The following is a 16089-nucleotide window of genomic DNA, read 5'->3' on the forward strand; positions in this document are numbered from 1 at the left end:
AGTGCCTAAGTTACATTTGGTAGCTTAAGGTCAAGCCTAAGTAGTGAGCGTTGTAGTCGTGGCCCATATCACCAAAACTGAGGACGTTGGGGATCGTGTCCCAGCTTGTGCCTTGGTTTTGCCAATTAGCATCTTGATATTTTTCGAATAACCAATCGACGCGCAGCGACATACTGTCGGCAAACTTATATTTGGCGTAGGCATTAATATTGTGTTTGCGGGCGTAAAAATCGCCATAGGGACTGGTGATGCCGTAGGTCACTTCGGTATCACTCTGTCCGTCGGAATAGCTGTAATCCAAACCAATATCGAGGTGATGATCGAACAGGTTTTGATAACTAAGCCCTGCACCAATCAAGGTCGATTTTTCCTCGGCAGTGCTGTACCAATCGGGTGTCGAGAAGGAATTACTGCCCGCTTGGTCTGAATCGCGCCAATCTTGGTTAACAAAGGCGGTTAAATTGAGGTCACTGCTCAGCACATATTGGGCTGACAAGTCGTAACCGAGATAGGACACCTGAGTTAGACCAACGAAGGTATGATGATAGTCGTCATTAATGCTGTGTAAGCTGGCACCAAGAGATAGACCAATATCGCTCTGATAATCCGTGTGTAAGGTGACTTTCTGCCTTTTTCTATCGGCAAGGTAGGATTTACGTAGCCAAGGATTACTTGAACTTTGAGTGGTTGCGACGGGATGATATTCACTGCCATCTCGCTCTAGTGCTTCTCCTTTCAACCAAGCTGACCATGCGGGCGAATAGCGATAACTTAGTTTAGCAAACACGCCGGACTCGTCGACGGATTGGCGGTCGAGTTCGGCATAATCGTTTTCATTATGGCTGTAACCCGCTTCGGCATAAGCCGCTGAGGTAAAACGGTATTTGCTTTTAAGTTCGAGTTTTTTGGTGCGCTTATCATAAAGGCTATTTTGGGCTGTGCCTTGATTAATACTGTCGGTGACGATCTGCGGAAAGTCTAATTGAGCCGTTTTGTTATCTCTGTCTTGATAGTTGTAACTTGCCTGCATGCTTAAATCTTGGCTGATCCGTCCTGAATATTTAAGGTCCATCTCTACAATATCGACTTGGCCATTTAAGGTATCCGCAGGCAGGACGGGCGATGGGCCATTGATGGTGGCAGGAATAAAGGTGTCATCTTGGGTCATGCGGCTAAAGCCTGCGTGCATCAATACATTTTGACCATTTGCCCCCCCTGAGGCTTCTGCGGCAACTCTGTAGGCTTTATTGTCGGGGTCGACCGCATTCTGACCTAGGTATGCTGCACCAAAGGTGGGCGTGTAGGCTGATTGCCACAGCATGGCTTGGTGATCATTTTTATATTGGCTGATTTGGCTATTGATGCCTGCTTGCCAGCCTGAACCGTTAAAATAAATTCTCGCATCGACTTCATCAGTACTGTCATCAATTGGTTGGGCTAGCATAACGCTATTGGTGAGTATATTGGCACTGGTCTTTTTTGCGCCACTGCGGTCTTCATGCTGATAGTTTAGCGAGGCTTTGTAGTGACTGTTATTGTCACCTTCAGGTGATATTTTGCCCGCGTAGTAACCACCGATACTAAAGCGATCACGTTGAATACTTAAATCTTGGCTAACAAGGCTGCTCTGTAACATAGGCATAGATTGCGTTGTGCCGCCTGTTATCCAGTTATCGGGCAATAACATTTTATCTTGCACTGAGGTATAGGGGCTTTTGAGTTGATTATGGTTATAGTTTGCTAAGCCTCTATAACCTAAGTTGATTTGATAGTTTCCCGGCCTTCCTGTTGTGAGCTTGGCTGAGCCCGCATCAAAACCTAACTTATCCGCGACCAGCTCGGTTTGATAACCCGTCTGCGTTTTGTACATCATATCCGCACCGACGGCGCCAACGAGACCCTCGTTATCTGTCCCACTACTGTTACCGAAACGGCTGTCCTCACTATCGTTGTAAGCGAGGCTGGCACTGACATTGCCAATATGCCCTGTCTTAGGTTGGCATTGCTTACAGCTCCATGCCTCTGTCTTTATGCTACTTCGATTCGCTTCTTGCAGCTCATAACCTTCGGCGTGTGCTTGAGTCAAAACACCGCTTATCGCCCAAGCCAGCAAAGTGAGGGAGAAATAAGCGCTAGGGTGAGACATTTTAGCTGTTCGCATGATCATTCCCTTGTTATCTCTGCAGTAATTTGCCAGAAGGATGGTTAGAGCCATGCACTTGTCCATGACAATTCATACAGGAATTACCAGAAGTGAAGGCATTGGTTTGATTGCCAAAATAGGCATTACTGCTATGGCCATCCGAAGCGTGGCACTGCTGACACAGTTGTGGCGGTTTGCTGATCAGCATGGCTTCGTTCACGCTGCCGTGGGGATTATGGCAATTAGCGCAGTTGTCGGTGACGGGGGCATGTTCCCACAGTTTAGGGCCGCGTTTTTCGGCATGACAGCTATAGCAATTTTCATTAACACTCATTTGCTTCAAGCTTGAATCGTTTAAACTGCCGTGGGGATTATGGCAGTCACTGCACACCATTTGTTGCCACTGTAATGGATGCGCCGAGCGCTTGTGCATATCGGCTTTTTGTTGGGTATGGCACTGGGTACAAATGGTGACTTCATTGGCTTTATCGCTGATAGGATCTTTTGCGGTATGCACTTGATGGCAGCTGCTACAGGCGACATCGGCGTTATCGTGGTGATTGCCTTTCCATGCGGTACGGTGACTGTCATTGTGGCAACTCATACAGACACTGTTTTGCTTTTGCGCGAGAACAGGGGAGTTTGCGCCAAAGGTGATCATCGGCTCTTTGCCACCTTTATTATGATTCCCTAACGGGCCGTGGCAGGCTTCGCACTGCAAATCGGCCATAGGCGAATCTTTCACATTGGGGTTGCCATGAACCCCCTCAAATATTGCCACCACCACGGCACTTTTTTTGTGGCACATCAGGCAAGTATCAGCGCCTTTAGCGGAATACTTACCTTCGGCGAATTTTTTGTCTAATGTCGCAACAACTTCTTCTGGTTTTTTGTTATCCCAAGGGGTCGCTGAGGCCGAAACGCTCGCGATTGATAACAAAATACATAGCATAGCCTTAGCTATGCTTCTGAACTTTAGCCCTATTTCCATGGTTATGTTTTCCCGAGTGCATTTATATTTGTTATTTTTACGCTTTCGACATTGCTAATTTAGCTTATTGAGCTTGGTTAATATTAGAACAAGTGTGTGACACGTGCTTAACATTGCGTGGTCTTTTCACTGTAAAGAAGGATGATTTTACAGGCGATATAGATTAAGTGTGATTTTGATCACGCTTGCTTCGGGTGGGATTTGTTTACAGCGTTTTGACTTCTGTGCATCGCTTGATAGTCACTAATGCTAAGGTGCGGATTTTTATTTTCGGTTGGTCGTTTATTCATTGGAATTTTTATCACATAATACCCAACACAATTGAAAACTATTATCGTTACCAATCAAAAATCTTGATCTAGGTAAAGTTATTAGTGTCATCGCTCGGTTACAATGGGCGCAGTTTTTCGAGCTGAACCTGTTGCAAGGTGGAATACGTAATGAAGTTAAGCGAACTCAGTCCCGGCGATCGCGGTCTTATTTCTGAAGTGGGGCGTTTGGCGCTGCCACAAACCGTGAAGCGCAAGTTGTTGTCCATGGGGATCACGCCAAATACGCGTTTTTTATTGATCCGATACGCACCTATGGGTTCTGGTCTCGAACTGGATATTCGTGGTAGTAAACTTTGTATGCGCAGAGATTTGGCAGACATCATTGAGGTGGAAAAGACGAATGGCTAAGCAGTTTCATTGCGTCACAGTAGGAAACCCTAACGCGGGTAAATCTACACTCTTTAACGCGCTAACAGGCGCAAATCAGCAAGTGGGTAACTGGTCTGGTGTTACGGTCGAAAAAAAGACTGGTCATTTCACCTTAAACGGTGCTGACGTCTATCTGACAGACTTACCGGGTATTTACGACCTTCTTCCTGCGGGTAATAGTTGCGATTGTTCACTTGATGAGCAAATTGCGCAGCAATACCTTGCCGAGCAACGTGTCGATGGCATTATCAATTTAGTCGATGCCACTAATATCGAACGTCACTTATATCTCACAGCCCAATTACGTGAACTCGCTATCCCTATGGTGGTGGTGCTGAATAAAATTGATTCGGCTGTCAAACGTGGGATTAAAGTCGATTTAAAGAAAATGAGCCAAGAGCTGGGTTGCCCTGTGATTGGCGTGTGTTCGCGAGATCCTGCCGATGTCGCTAAAGTGCAGGCACAGGTACTCGATTTACTTCAAGGCCGAGTCTCAGAAGCCCCATTAGTGCTTCACTATGATGAACAAATTGAAGCGGGCGTGCAGTTACTCTGCAGCAAAGATGCCCAATTAAGTCGCGGCCGCGCTTTGGCTATGCTAGGTAATGGTTCGGGTTGTGGTAGCTGTAAAAATGCTGAACTGCAGGATGAAGTGAATTCCTGTACTCAGATTATCGCTCAGCAAGGCCATGATATTGAAGTGATGGTGGCGACCACGCGCTTTAATTTCGTTGAACAAGTTTTTCAAGGTTCAGTGAAAGAGTCAGGGTTCCTCACCCTCAGTGACAAATTAGATAAACTCGTTTTACATCCTGTGCTTGGCATTCCTGTGTTTTTGTTTGTGATGTATTTGATGTTTATGTTCAGCATTAATATTGGCAGTGCTTTTATTGATTTCTTTGATGTTTTTGCTGGCGCACTGTTTGTCGATCACTTTGGTTCATTCTTGACGAGCATGGGCTCTCCGGCTTGGTTGGTCACTATCTTAGCGGGAGGTGTCGGCCAAGGCATTCAAACCGTATCAACCTTTATTCCTGTTATTGCGGCGCTTTTCCTCGGTTTGTCGATCCTCGAAAGTTCTGGCTACATGGCGCGCGCTGCATTTGTGGTTGACGGTTTAATGCGTCGTATTGGCCTGCCTGGTAAAGCATTCGTTCCTATGATTGTCGGTTTTGGTTGTTCAGTGCCTGCAATTATGGCGACGCGAACCTTAGGCAGTGAGCGTGAGCGTATTGTGACAGGGATGATGGCACCATTTATGTCCTGTGGTGCACGTCTTCCTGTTTATGCACTATTTGCGGCTGCTTTCTTCCCTGATTCAGGTCAGAATTTAGTCTTCTTGCTGTATATTATTGGTATCTTTGCCGCTATCGGTACGGGTTTATTACTCAGAAGCACTTTATTACCCGGCAGCAGTAGCGCTGTGGTGATGGAGCTGCCAAGTTATGAACTACCTAAGCTGAAAGCTGTTATGGTTCGTACAGGTAAACGCACTAAGAGTTTTATTTTAGGCGCAGGTAAAACGATTGTTCTGGTCGTGACCTTATTGAACTTTATCAATGCTATTGGTGTTGATGGCACATTTGGCCATGAAGATAGCCAAGCATCTTTGCTGAGTGTCGCGAGTCAAAAAATCACGCCTATCTTCTCGCCTATGGGCATAGAGCAGGATAACTGGCCTGCAACCGTCGGTATTATCACGGGTATTTTCGCCAAAGAAGCGGTTGTTGGTACCTTAAACAGTCTATACAGCAGCGCGGCGCCGACAGATGAAGAACTTGCACCATTGAGTGAAAGCTTTAATGCGGCTCTGGCAACGATTCCAACTAACTTGTTTGGTTTAGATCTTGAAGATCCGCTTAAACTGTCGGTCGGTGATTTAACCAATAAAGAAACCGTTGCTGAAGAACAAGGTGTTGCGACATCGACTTTCGGTGCTTTACAAGCAGGTTTTAGTGGTAAAGTTGCGGCTTTCTCCTACTTGCTGTTTATCTTACTTTATACTCCTTGTGTTGCGGCAATGGGCGCCTTAGTGCATGAGTTTGGTTCTCGGTGGGCGACGTTTGCTGCAACGTGGACTTTCTCACTGGCTTATGGTTCTGCAACGGTAGTTTATCAAGCTGCTACCTTTACGCAGCACCCAGTTCAATCAAGTCTGTGGATTGGTTTCTTCTTGTTTGCATTAGCCGCTTTTTATCTGTGGTTGAAACGTAAAGGTAAAAGAAGCCAGCAGATTATTCCTGGGATCCGCATTATCACCGAGTAAGATTTACTGAGTCGGCGTGACTGAATAATAAATGTCAGCTTAGTTAGGTCAAAGATAAAAGCAGCTTTCATGGCTGCTTTTATTGTTTTACTATCGCGGTTATAACCCCAGACAGTCAAAAACCAGAGTTTTTAACCCTAGGCATTGTAACTAGTGGTGATCTGTAGGATCATGCTGGTTTTCTTAAAATTGCCATTGTTCGCAAAGAGGAATTCCATGAGTCATGTGGACACTGAAGTACGTCCGAGTAACTTTATTCGTAATATCATAGATGAAGATTTACAAAGCGGTAAGCACACGAGTGTACAGACTCGTTTCCCGCCGGAACCGAATGGCTATCTTCATATTGGTCATGCTAAATCTATCTGCTTAAATTTTGGGATAGCGCGAGACTATAACGGTCTGTGTAATTTACGTTTTGACGATACTAATCCTGAAAAAGAAGACATTGATTATGTAAATTCTATTCAGGCGGATGTGCGTTGGCTTGGATTCCAGTGGGATGGGGATGTTCGCTATTCATCAAACTATTTTGATCAGTTACATCAATATGCGGTTGAACTGATCAATAAAGGTTTGGCTTATGTGTGTTTCTTAAATGCTGATGAAACCCGCGAATACCGTGGTACGTTAAAAGAGCCAGGTAAAAACAGTCCTTTCCGCGACACATCTGTCGAAGAAAACCTCGCCTTATTCGCTAAGATGCGCGACGGTGGTTTTAAAGAAGGCGAGTGCGCATTGCGTGCCAAAATTGATATGGCATCGCCATTCATGTGTATGCGCGATCCTATCATCTACCGTATTCGTTTTGCCCATCATCATCAAACAGGTGACAAGTGGTGCATTTACCCAATGTACGACTTCACGCACTGTATTTCTGATGCGTTAGAACATATTACCCACTCTTTATGTACATTAGAGTTCCAAGACAACCGTCGTTTATATGATTGGGTGTTGGATAATTTGAACGATTTTCAAGCGCCGAATCGTACTCGTCAATACGAGTTTTCCCGCTTAAATCTCGAATATACCTTGATGTCTAAACGTAAGCTGAACGACCTTGTGACCCGTAAACTCGTGTCAGGTTGGGATGACCCACGTATGCCAACGATTGCAGGCTTACGTCGCCGTGGTTACACACCGGCTTCAATTCGTGAGTTCTGCCAACGTATCGGCGTGACTAAGCAAGAGAATATGATTGAAGTCGGCATGTTAGATGCGTGTATTCGTGAAGAATTGAACGAACATGCACCGCGTGCGATGGCCGTATTACGTCCATTGAAAGTCATCATTGAAAACTATGCTGAAGGTGAACTTGAGTACATTCAAGCGGCCGCTCATCCAAATGATGAGAGCATGGGGACGCGTGAATTAGCCTTTGGCCGAGAAATATTGATCGATGTGGCTGACTTTAAAGAAGAAGCCAACAAACAATACAAACGCTTAGTTACAGGCAAAGAAGTGCGTTTACGTAATGCCTATGTGATTAAAGCTGAACGTTGTGACAAAGACAGCGAAGGCAATATCACGACGGTTTACTGTACTTATGATCCTGAAACTTTAGGTAAAAACCCTGCTGATGGCCGTAAAGTTAAAGGCGTGATCCATTGGGTTGAGGCATCTACAGCTAAGCCTGCTGAATTCCGTCTCTATCAGCGTTTATTTACCGATCCTAATCCTGCTGCGGCAGAGACTGTGGATGAAGTGTTAAACCCTGAATCATTGATCGTTGTACAAGGTTTTGCAGAAGCAAGCCTAGTGAATGCACCTGCGGAACAAGCCTATCAGTTTGAGCGTGAAGGCTATTTCTGCGCTGACAGCAAAGATTCATCGCCGGATAATTTAGTGTTTAACTTAACCGTAGCGCTGCGTGATTCTTTCGAGTGATTTTGCTTAAGTGGAGCTGTTTGACTGAATGAGTCAAACTGATCTGCTAACTCGCTCAAAGCGTTAATTCAACTCAAAAAAGAAGGCCTTTGCGGCCTTCTTTTTTATTTTCTGCTACAAATCAATTGCGACGTAGAGCTTGAGTTGCTGTTGATTAAATTTGTGATGAATTAAAATGGTTATTGGTACATAGGACCAAAGCCTAAGCTCCATAAAATGACACTAGTTGCCATTAGCCCCACCAAGAGTACTAAGCCTGCTGTCACCATAGAGCTAGCGTAGATAAAACCTTTCTCTTCAGGGATATTCATAATGATAGGCACCCCCGCGTACAGTAAATAGACTGAGTAGGCTAAACCAATCAACCCCACTATCATGATAAACCATAGCACTGGATATAATGCGGCTAAACCGACCATAAACAACGGGGTTGCAGTGTAGGACGCGAGCTCTAATGCTTGGGTGTAAGTTGGGTTAGCATCGAAGGTTTTTGCCATCCAATAGGCTAAATAGGCAAGGGCGAATACACCTGCAATCAGGCCTAAATACATGCCTGCAGACATAAACAGGGCGCTTTGTGGTGTAAGGTAAATAGGATCGCCTGCGCCAGGATTCCAGCCAATGTAAGCCGTAGCAATGTAGCTGCACACCGCCGGAATTAAGGCGATAAGAACTACATGACTTAAGCTACTTTTCAGTGCCTCATGGTTTTTTTCAATTGTTTGCCACTCTTGTTTTGGATGAGTGTATAGCCCCATTAAGTGATTCAGTATCATTATAATTATCCTTGTTCAGCATTGATGAATGGCTCGCCAAACGTCAGACGAGCTGATAACAGCTCTACAATCGAGGTTAAAATGGTGTCCTGTCTCTTTATCCATCGATTGGTTACACATAGAGAAGTGAGAGGCTGTGTGATCAGGATCTCAGTTCTTTAGAGTGTAGATTATTTATTGAACAAAAAGTTCAGCGCGTCAAGTTTACTTAAGCCTAATGCTATAGCTTATGAGTAAATATGCGTAAAATAGCGCGATATTCAGAATGATATTGAGTGAGTCCATGCTGCAACTTCTTGCCCCCATCCACGCATTTCTTCACTGTGAAACACCGCAAACTTGGATTGATGTCGCGATAAAATCAGATTCCTTGGATGAGTTGCTGATCGACCATTGTAACTGTGAGTTAAAAGCCGCTCAGACAGCGATTTTTTTGCTAAGAAAATATGCGTTAGATAAAGACAGTGGTCGAGCTCTGTTGGCGTGGGCTAAACCCTATGAAGAGTTTATTTATTCGCAAGAACATGATGTGGAAAGTTTTTTAGCCCGTGATGTGAAAAAGAATGAGTTGGTAACTGACCTTATACCTAAGCCCAACTTTAAGTTTGCTGCGAATTTAGTTTCACCTTTAATCCGCTTGATTAAAGAAGAGTTTCATCATTTTGAACAAGTATTGGATTTAATGCACAAGCGCAGTATTGATTACCGCAATATTCGCGCGGGGCGTTATGCCAAGGGCATGATGAGTCATGTGACAACCCATGAGAAAGATATTTTGCGGGATAAGTTGATTGTAGGGGCATATATTGAGGCTCGCTCGTGCGAGCGCTTCGCTAAACTCGCGCCTTATTTAGACGGTGAGCTGAGTAAGTTTTATGTGTCACTGCTGCGCTCTGAAGCTCGACATTATCAAGATTATCTTGCGTTAGCTCAGTTGGTTTCACCTGAGGATATTAGCGAGCGAGTGAAGTACTTTGGCGAGTTAGAAGCTGAGTTGATTTTGGCGCAGGATGATGAGTTTCGTTTCCACAGTGGGTCGCCTCTATTAAATTAATTTGAACGGCTTTGCTTCCCCAAACGAGTAGAGTTAAGTCCATATAGCTGAAACGATTAACGGTTCGAAAAACCGTTAATCACAGTATTTTCAAGCTATTAAAGCTAAAAATTTAAGCCATTTAAGCTTAAGTAACGCTAAATGAGGCCTACTTAAGCCAATGCCTTTAGGTCATCATCTGGTCAAAGGGTAAGGACTGTAAATAAATCCCTTCAGCGCTCACACTGAGCACACTGCCTTGTTCATACCAATCGCCAACCACTATACGCTTACAGCCATTAGCAAGTTGATGAATGGCTGGTCTGTGGGTATGTCCGTGGATCATATGCTTAGTGTGTGTCTTGGCAAATAACACATCGACCGCATTGGGCTCTACATCCATGATGGTGTAGCTTTTTTGTTGATTGCTGCTTTTGCTCTTGCTGCGAATTTTATCAGCAATGCCCTGACGGGTTTTCTTGGATAAATAACCGTACAGCCAACGAGACAGCGATAAACTGCGCAGTTTTCGAAAGCGTTGGTAGGCCTTATCTAAAGTACATAAGCTGTCGCCGTGCAAAATTACAGTGTCGACACCGTATAAATTGAGGCGAGTGACTTCGGGTAAAATTTGCATGCCTGCGGCGCGCGCAAATTGTTTGCCTAGCATGAAGTCACGGTTGCCATGGATAAAATACACGGGCAACTTTTGTGATACTTGCTTGAGTTTTTCGGCGATGTCGAGGGCAAAAGGCAAGGCAATATCATCACCAACCCAGACTTCAAACAAATCGCCTAGGATATAAAGGGCGTCGGCATCATCGAGTTCAGTGTCGAGAAAGCGAGTGAACGCTTGGGTGATATCAAGGCGATCTGCACTCAGGTGTAGATCACCTATAAATAGAGTTCGCATTCGCCGTATTATGCCGCGACGCTGACTTTTTCAATCACAATGGCTTCTAATGGCACATCTTGATGCATACCACGGTTACCAGTGCTAACGGCTTTGATTTTTTCGATAACATCCATGCCTTCAACGATTTCGCCGAATACGCAGTAGCCCCAGCCCTGTGAGGTTTCTGATTTAAAATCGAGGAAAGTGTTGTCGTTCACGTTAATGAAGAACTGTGCAGTGGCTGAATGTGGATCAGAAGTACGGGCCATAGCAACAGTACCAGTGCGGTTTGATAAACCGTTATTGGCTTCATTTTTCACGGGCTCGTTACAACGCTTTTGGCTCATGTCTTCGTTGAAGCCACCACCTTGGATCATAAAACCGTCAATCACACGGTGGAAGATAGTGCCGTCGAAGAAACCTTCGTCAACATATTTCATGAAGTTTGCTACTGTTAACGGTGCTTTTTCAGCGTTCAGTTGCAGTTTAATGTCGCCCAAATTAGTGTGTAATGTGATCATGTTTTCATACTCTGTGTAAATAGTGGCGCGATTCTAACTTATCTCGGATTGCGCGCAAAGTGCAGTATTCAAAACCTGTCAGGCCGTGATAGACTGACTCCTTGATTTTACACCTGAATGTATCATTGAAGAGAATATCGATGTTGAAGATTTACAACAGTATTACCCGCCAAAAACAGGAATTTAAGCCAATTAATCCCGGGAAAATTGGGATGTACGTGTGTGGTGTGACCATATACGATCTCTGTCATATTGGTCATGGCCGTACTTTTGTTTCTTTCGACATGATAGTGCGCTACCTGCGTTACGCGGGTTATGAAGTGAATTTTCAGCGCAATATTACTGATGTTGATGACAAAATCATCAAGCGCGCTAACGAGAATAACGAAAGCTGTGAAGCCTTAACCGAGCGTCTTATTGGTGAAATGCACCAAGACTTCGATGCCTTAAATATGTTGCGTCCCGATTTTGAACCGCGCGCGACCCTTCATATTGCTGAAATCATCGACATGGTTGAGTTATTACTCGCCCGTGGCCATGCCTATGTGGCGAGCGATGGTGATGTGCTTTTCAGCGTGGCCTCATATCCTGATTATGGCCGTTTATCGGGCCAGAATTTAGATCAACTGCAAGCCGGTGCTCGGGTTGAAGTGGACGAAACCAAGCAAAATCCAATGGATTTTGTGTTGTGGAAAATGTCGAAACCTGGCGAACCAACGTGGGAATCCCCATGGGGACCGGGTCGTCCTGGCTGGCATATCGAATGTTCGGCCATGAACAGCAAACATTTAGGTCTGCATTTTGATATTCATGGCGGCGGCTCTGACTTACAGTTCCCACATCATGAGAATGAAATCGCCCAGTCTTGCTGTGCCCATGACACGCCATACGTCAACTATTGGATGCACACTGGCATGGTGATGGTTGACCGTGAAAAGATGTCTAAGTCCTTAGGCAACTTCTTCACCATTCGCGATGTACTTGGTCACTATGATGCTGAAACTGTGCGTTATTTCTTATTATCTGGCCATTATCGTAGCCAACTGAACTATTCAGAAGATAACTTGAAACAAGCGCGCTCAGCCTTAGAGCGTTTGTATACGGCGATTAAAGATGTCGACTTAACTGTCGTTGCGGCGCCTGCAGAAGAGTTTATTGCTAAGTTTAAAGCGGCGATGGATGATGACTTTAATACACCTGAAGCCTATTCCGTTCTATTTGATATGGTGCGTGAGATCAATCGTTTAAAACTGACCGATATGGCACAGGCATCGGCATTAGCGGTCACCTTGAAGCAATTAGCGGATGTGTTAGGTCTATTAAGCCAAGAGCCAGAGGCCTTCTTTCAAGGCGGCGGTAGTGACGATGAAGTGGCCGAAATCGAAGCCTTAATCGTTGAGCGTAACCGTGCTCGTACCGAAAAGGATTGGGCTGCTGCGGATGTGGCGCGTAATCGTTTAGATATTTTGGGCGTTGTGCTTGAAGATGGTCCAAGTGGCACCACTTGGCGTAAGAAATAAGCTTATTCGCTATATTTTTAATTCAAGAAAATCTTCAGTAAATAAAAAACCTGCATCATGCAGGTTTTTTTATGCTTGCTAGAACCTAGAACCTAGAACCTAGAACCTAGAACCTAGAACCTAGAACCTAGAACCTAGAACCTAGAACCTAGAACCTAGAACCTAGAACCTAGAACCTAGAACCTAGAACCTAGTCATGATACTGCTCGGCGGCATATAAGGTGTTTTCTAATAGGCTTGCAATCGTCATCGGGCCGACACCGCCGGGGACTGGAGTGATAAAGCTGGCATTTTGCGCAGCAATGTCATATTGCACATCGCCGACTAAGGTGCCGTTATCTAAACGGTTAATACCCACATCTATTACAATCGCGCCAGGCTTGATCCACTCGCCAGGAATAAAGCCGGGTTTACCCACTGCAACGACCACGAGATCTGCCTGACGGATTTTTTGTTCGAGATTCTTAGTGAAGCGGTGGCAAGTAGTGGTGGTGCAGCCAGCAAGCAGCAACTCTAAGGTCATTGGGCGGCCGACAATATTCGATGCGCCAACCACAACAGCATCTAAACCATAGGTATCAACGCCGGTGGATTTGATGAGTGTCATTATGCCCATTGGGGTACAAGAGCGCAGCACCGGAATACGCTGGGCTAAACGGCCGACGTTGTACGGGTGAAATCCATCGACGTCTTTATCTGGGCGGATACGCTCGATGACTTTTGAGTCTTCGATATGTGCGGGTAATGGCAGTTGCACTAAGATGCCATCAATTGTCGGATCATCATTAAGACTATCAATCAGGTTGAGTAATTCATCTTCAGTGCAGTTTGTTTCTAAATCGTATGAACGAGAAATAAATCCAACTTCTTCACAAGCCTTACGTTTACTGCCAACATAAACTTGTGATGCCGGATCGGCTCCCACTAATATTACGGCTAAACCCGGTACGCGTTGTCCAGCCTCTTTGCGGGCGGTGACTTTTTCGCTGAGCTTAGTGCGGATGGATTGAGCAATCGCCTTGCCGTCGATTATTTGGGCTGTCATGGGTGTAGGATATCCTTTATATGGGCGATGGTGAAAACAGTAGTTAACACAGAGATTGGCAATCGTGGCTATTTTAACAGGGCACAGCTACTGTGTCATGGTTAAAGCCGTTGCCAAGTGGATAAAAAAAACCAGATTAGCCTGATAATTCAGCACCTAGAGTCGAACGATAAAAAAATCGTTGACGGGTGTAAAGTGAGGGGATAAGATGCGCTCCGTTCTCAGGCTGATGTGTTCATCTTGCGCTGAAAATGTCATGTAAGACCTTAGGTGATTAGCGTAGTCCGATAGTGCATCCAGATTTTGGATGAGAGTGGACCAGAGGAAACCCTCTGAGTTGATACCAAGTAAAATGTAAGACCTTCGGTGATTAGCGCAGTCCGGTAGCGCATCTGGTTTGGGACCAGAGGGTCAGAGGTTCGAATCCTCTATCACCGACCACTTTATTGTCGTTTGCTTCGATGAATTCAAAATAATTTGAACTAAAATAGGCAAATGATAGGGTTAGCATAAATGCTTTCCAAATCGGTTAGGATACAGAAAATTCTGTAAACCATGCGCCCGTAGCTCAGTTGGATAGAGCACCCGCCTTCTAAGCGGGTGGTCGCAGGTTCGAATCCTGCCGGGCGTACCAGTTTCAGTGGTGATTGTAGCTCAGTTGGTAGAGTCCCGGATTGTGATTCCGGTTGTCGTGGGTTCGAGCCCCATCAGTCACCCCATTTTTAGTACTTTGAGTACAAATTAAAAAAAGCGACCTTGTGTCGCTTTTTTTATACCCCAGATTCGGCTGTTGAGGCTCGACTCTGCAGAAAACGGTGGCTATAATGTCGCGTCTTGATAGATATCAACTATGAGCGACCTGTGCCTAAAGCCAGTTGTGGTGGGCATTGTAGTCAAATTTAATGATCAAGAAACGAATACCTGAATAGTTGATGAATCGGCTATTACAAAGGACGTTAGACAAATTTCGAGGTAAAACAATGCAAGTTTCTGTTGAAGCAACCCAAGGCCTAGAGCGTCGCCTGACCATTTCTGTTCCTGCTGAACAAATTGAAAAGCTGGTTAAAGACAGTTTACAACGTGAAGCTAAGCGTGCTCGTATCCCAGGTTTCCGTCCTGGTAAAGTGCCTGTTACTGTTATAAACAAACGTTACGGCGCAGCGATTCGTCAAGACATCATGGGTGAAGTGATGCAACGTAACTTCATCGAAGCAATTATTGCTGAGAAGTTAAACCCAGCGGGTGCACCGACTTTTGTTCCTGGTTCTACTGATGGCGAAAAATTCGAATTTATCGCTACCTTTGAAATCTATCCAGAAGTTGAGCTGAAAGGCTTAGATGCAATCGAAGTAGAACAGCCAAAAGCTGAAGTGACTGACGCTGACGTTGACACTATGATTGAAACCTTACGTAAACAACACGCGACTTTCGCTGCTGTTGAGCGTGAAGCTGCTGATGGCGACAAAGTGAAAATGAACTTTGTTGGCTCAGTTGACGGTGAAGAGTTTGAAGGCGGCAAAGCTGACGATTTCGAACTGCAATTAGGTAGCGGCCGTATGATCCCTGGTTTTGAAACGGGTATTTTAGGTCACAAAGCGGGCGAAGAATTTGTTATCGACGTGAACTTCCCAGAAGAATATCACGCTGAAAACCTGAAAGGTAAAGCCGCTAAGTTCGCGATTACGCTGACTGAAGTTCAAGCTGCTAACCTGCCAGAAGTAAACGATGAGTTTGCTGCTCTGTTCGGTATCAGCGAAGGTGGCTTAGAAGCCCTTAAAGCTGAAATCCGTAAAAACATGAACCGTGAACTTGAGCAAGCGTTAAAAGCTAACGTGAAAGAGCAAGTGATCAACGGTCTGTTAGCGAACAACGACATCACTCTGCCAAAAGCACTGATCGATGGCGAAGTTAACGTACTGCGTCAACAAGCCATGCAACGCTTTGGTGGTCAAACTGCTAACATGCCTGAACTGCCAGCGGAATTGTTCACTGAACAAGCTGCTCGTCGCGTTAAAATCGGTCTGTTATTAGGCGAAGTCATCAAGACGAACGAACTGAAAGCAGAAGACGAACGTGTACAAGGCTTGATCGCTTCTATGGCGTCTGCCTACGAAGATCCAAGTGAAGTAGTTGCTTATTACAACAGCAACAAAGAGCTGATGCAAAACATGCGCAACGTTGCTTTAGAAGAGCAAGCGGTTGAAGCACTGTTGAAATCTGCCAAAGTGACCGAAAAACAAGTCGCTTTTGAAGAATTTATGAACAAGGCTACTGGTCGCGCATAAGCTAAGCTTGACTTGATTAGCTGTTC

12 protein-coding genes and 3 tRNA genes are annotated in these 16089 nt (G+C 45.1%); 9 read left to right on the forward strand and 6 right to left on the reverse strand.

What is annotated here, in order from left to right; all coding sequences use genetic code 11:
* Positions 1-10: 10 nt before the first annotated feature.
* Both ACHA99_RS09965 and ACHA99_RS09970 read right to left on the reverse strand, forming a co-directional pair.
* Positions 11-2161: an MtrB/PioB family decaheme-associated outer membrane protein gene (locus ACHA99_RS09965; RefSeq protein ID WP_028760479.1), complete on the reverse strand. Its 2151-nt coding sequence runs from the start codon at positions 2159-2161 to the stop codon at positions 11-13.
* 13 nt (positions 2162-2174) lie between these two features.
* On the reverse strand, positions 2175-3134 hold the full coding sequence (locus ACHA99_RS09970; RefSeq protein WP_028760478.1) for a DmsE family decaheme c-type cytochrome: 960 nt from the start codon (positions 3132-3134) through the stop codon (positions 2175-2177).
* Positions 3135-3574: 440 nt separating this feature from the next.
* Between ACHA99_RS09970 and ACHA99_RS09975 the strand changes: the two genes are divergently transcribed.
* From ACHA99_RS09975 to glnS, 3 genes are all read left to right on the forward strand, one after another.
* A complete protein-coding gene (locus tag ACHA99_RS09975) occupies positions 3575-3814 on the forward strand; it encodes a FeoA family protein (RefSeq protein WP_028760477.1) in 240 nt (79 codons plus the stop codon).
* Complete coding sequence (gene feoB / locus ACHA99_RS09980) at positions 3807-6101, forward strand: Fe(2+) transporter permease subunit FeoB (RefSeq protein ID WP_028760476.1); 2295 nt, start codon at positions 3807-3809, stop codon at positions 6099-6101. The genes ACHA99_RS09975 and feoB overlap by 8 nt, the downstream gene beginning before the upstream one ends.
* Before the next feature lie 216 nt (positions 6102-6317).
* Complete coding sequence (gene glnS / locus ACHA99_RS09985) at positions 6318-7988, forward strand: glutamine--tRNA ligase (protein ID WP_173245638.1); 1671 nt, start codon at positions 6318-6320, stop codon at positions 7986-7988.
* Positions 7989-8167: 179 nt separating this feature from the next.
* On the opposite strand, the gene ACHA99_RS09990 is transcribed toward glnS, so the two are convergent.
* A complete protein-coding gene (locus ACHA99_RS09990) occupies positions 8168-8764 on the reverse strand; it encodes a Yip1 family protein (protein ID WP_105252940.1) in 597 nt (198 codons plus the stop codon).
* Between the two features lie 283 nt (positions 8765-9047).
* Here ACHA99_RS09990 and miaE point away from each other — a divergent pair, with 283 nt between their 5' ends.
* Positions 9048-9818 carry a tRNA isopentenyl-2-thiomethyl-A-37 hydroxylase MiaE gene (gene miaE / locus ACHA99_RS09995; protein ID WP_028760473.1) on the forward strand — a complete coding sequence of 257 codons (771 nt, stop codon included), beginning with the start codon at positions 9048-9050 and terminating at the stop codon, positions 9816-9818.
* Positions 9819-9984: 166 nt separating this feature from the next.
* Here miaE and ACHA99_RS10000 read toward each other — a convergent pair whose 3' ends face one another.
* Together ACHA99_RS10000 and ACHA99_RS10005 are read right to left on the reverse strand one after the other, a co-directional pair.
* The gene (locus tag ACHA99_RS10000; RefSeq protein ID WP_168823649.1) at positions 9985-10710 is read right to left on the reverse strand and encodes a UDP-2,3-diacylglucosamine diphosphatase; all 726 of its coding nucleotides are present in this window, start codon (positions 10708-10710) and stop codon (positions 9985-9987) included.
* An 8-nt stretch (positions 10711-10718) separates the two neighbouring features.
* Positions 10719-11213 carry a peptidylprolyl isomerase gene (locus ACHA99_RS10005; RefSeq protein WP_105252937.1) on the reverse strand — a complete coding sequence of 165 codons (495 nt, stop codon included), beginning with the start codon at positions 11211-11213 and terminating at the stop codon, positions 10719-10721.
* Positions 11214-11353: 140 nt separating this feature from the next.
* Here ACHA99_RS10005 and cysS point away from each other — a divergent pair, with 140 nt between their 5' ends.
* On the forward strand, positions 11354-12733 hold the full coding sequence (cysS, locus tag ACHA99_RS10010; protein ID WP_105252936.1) for a cysteine--tRNA ligase: 1380 nt from the start codon (positions 11354-11356) through the stop codon (positions 12731-12733).
* Between the two features lie 190 nt (positions 12734-12923).
* On the opposite strand, the gene folD is transcribed toward cysS, so the two are convergent.
* Positions 12924-13778, reverse strand: coding sequence for a bifunctional methylenetetrahydrofolate dehydrogenase/methenyltetrahydrofolate cyclohydrolase FolD (folD, locus tag ACHA99_RS10015; protein WP_014610292.1), 855 nt, complete (start codon positions 13776-13778; stop codon positions 12924-12926).
* A gap of 364 nt (positions 13779-14142) precedes the next feature.
* Between folD and ACHA99_RS10020 the strand changes: the two genes are divergently transcribed.
* The 4 genes from ACHA99_RS10020 (at position 14143) to tig (ending at position 16063) form a co-directional block, all read left to right on the forward strand.
* A tRNA-Pro gene (locus ACHA99_RS10020) sits at positions 14143-14219 on the forward strand.
* A gap of 116 nt (positions 14220-14335) precedes the next feature.
* Positions 14336-14412 (forward strand) — tRNA-Arg (locus tag ACHA99_RS10025).
* Between the two features lie 9 nt (positions 14413-14421).
* A tRNA-His gene (locus ACHA99_RS10030) sits at positions 14422-14497 on the forward strand.
* Between the two features lie 261 nt (positions 14498-14758).
* Positions 14759-16063, forward strand: coding sequence for a trigger factor (gene tig / locus ACHA99_RS10035; protein ID WP_393942514.1), 1305 nt, complete (start codon positions 14759-14761; stop codon positions 16061-16063).
* Positions 16064-16089: the final 26 nt, after the last annotated feature.

The organism is Shewanella sp. S23-S33, assembly GCF_043359565.1.
Classification (GTDB): domain Bacteria; phylum Pseudomonadota; class Gammaproteobacteria; order Enterobacterales; family Shewanellaceae; genus Shewanella; species Shewanella oncorhynchi.

What these genes read in the sequence shown, in the direction of transcription:
- glnS (WP_173245638.1), top strand. Translation starts at nt 6,318, where the DNA reads ATGAGTCATGTGGACACTGAAGTACGTCCGAGTAACTTTATTCGTAAT.
- ACHA99_RS09970 (WP_028760478.1), bottom strand. Translation starts at nt 3,134, where the DNA reads ATGGAAATAGGGCTAAAGTTCAGAAGCATAGCTAAGGCTATGCTATGT.
- folD (WP_014610292.1), bottom strand. Translation starts at nt 13,778, where the DNA reads ATGACAGCCCAAATAATCGACGGCAAGGCGATTGCTCAATCCATCCGC.
- ACHA99_RS09975 (WP_028760477.1), top strand. Translation starts at nt 3,575, where the DNA reads ATGAAGTTAAGCGAACTCAGTCCCGGCGATCGCGGTCTTATTTCTGAA.
- cysS (WP_105252936.1), top strand. Translation starts at nt 11,354, where the DNA reads ATGTTGAAGATTTACAACAGTATTACCCGCCAAAAACAGGAATTTAAG.
- ACHA99_RS10005 (WP_105252937.1), bottom strand. Translation starts at nt 11,213, where the DNA reads ATGATCACATTACACACTAATTTGGGCGACATTAAACTGCAACTGAAC.
- feoB (WP_028760476.1), top strand. Translation starts at nt 3,807, where the DNA reads ATGGCTAAGCAGTTTCATTGCGTCACAGTAGGAAACCCTAACGCGGGT.
- miaE (WP_028760473.1), top strand. Translation starts at nt 9,048, where the DNA reads ATGCTGCAACTTCTTGCCCCCATCCACGCATTTCTTCACTGTGAAACA.
- ACHA99_RS10000 (WP_168823649.1), bottom strand. Translation starts at nt 10,710, where the DNA reads ATGCGAACTCTATTTATAGGTGATCTACACCTGAGTGCAGATCGCCTT.
- ACHA99_RS09965 (WP_028760479.1), bottom strand. Translation starts at nt 2,161, where the DNA reads ATGCGAACAGCTAAAATGTCTCACCCTAGCGCTTATTTCTCCCTCACT.
- ACHA99_RS09990 (WP_105252940.1), bottom strand. Translation starts at nt 8,764, where the DNA reads ATGATACTGAATCACTTAATGGGGCTATACACTCATCCAAAACAAGAG.
- tig (WP_393942514.1), top strand. Translation starts at nt 14,759, where the DNA reads ATGCAAGTTTCTGTTGAAGCAACCCAAGGCCTAGAGCGTCGCCTGACC.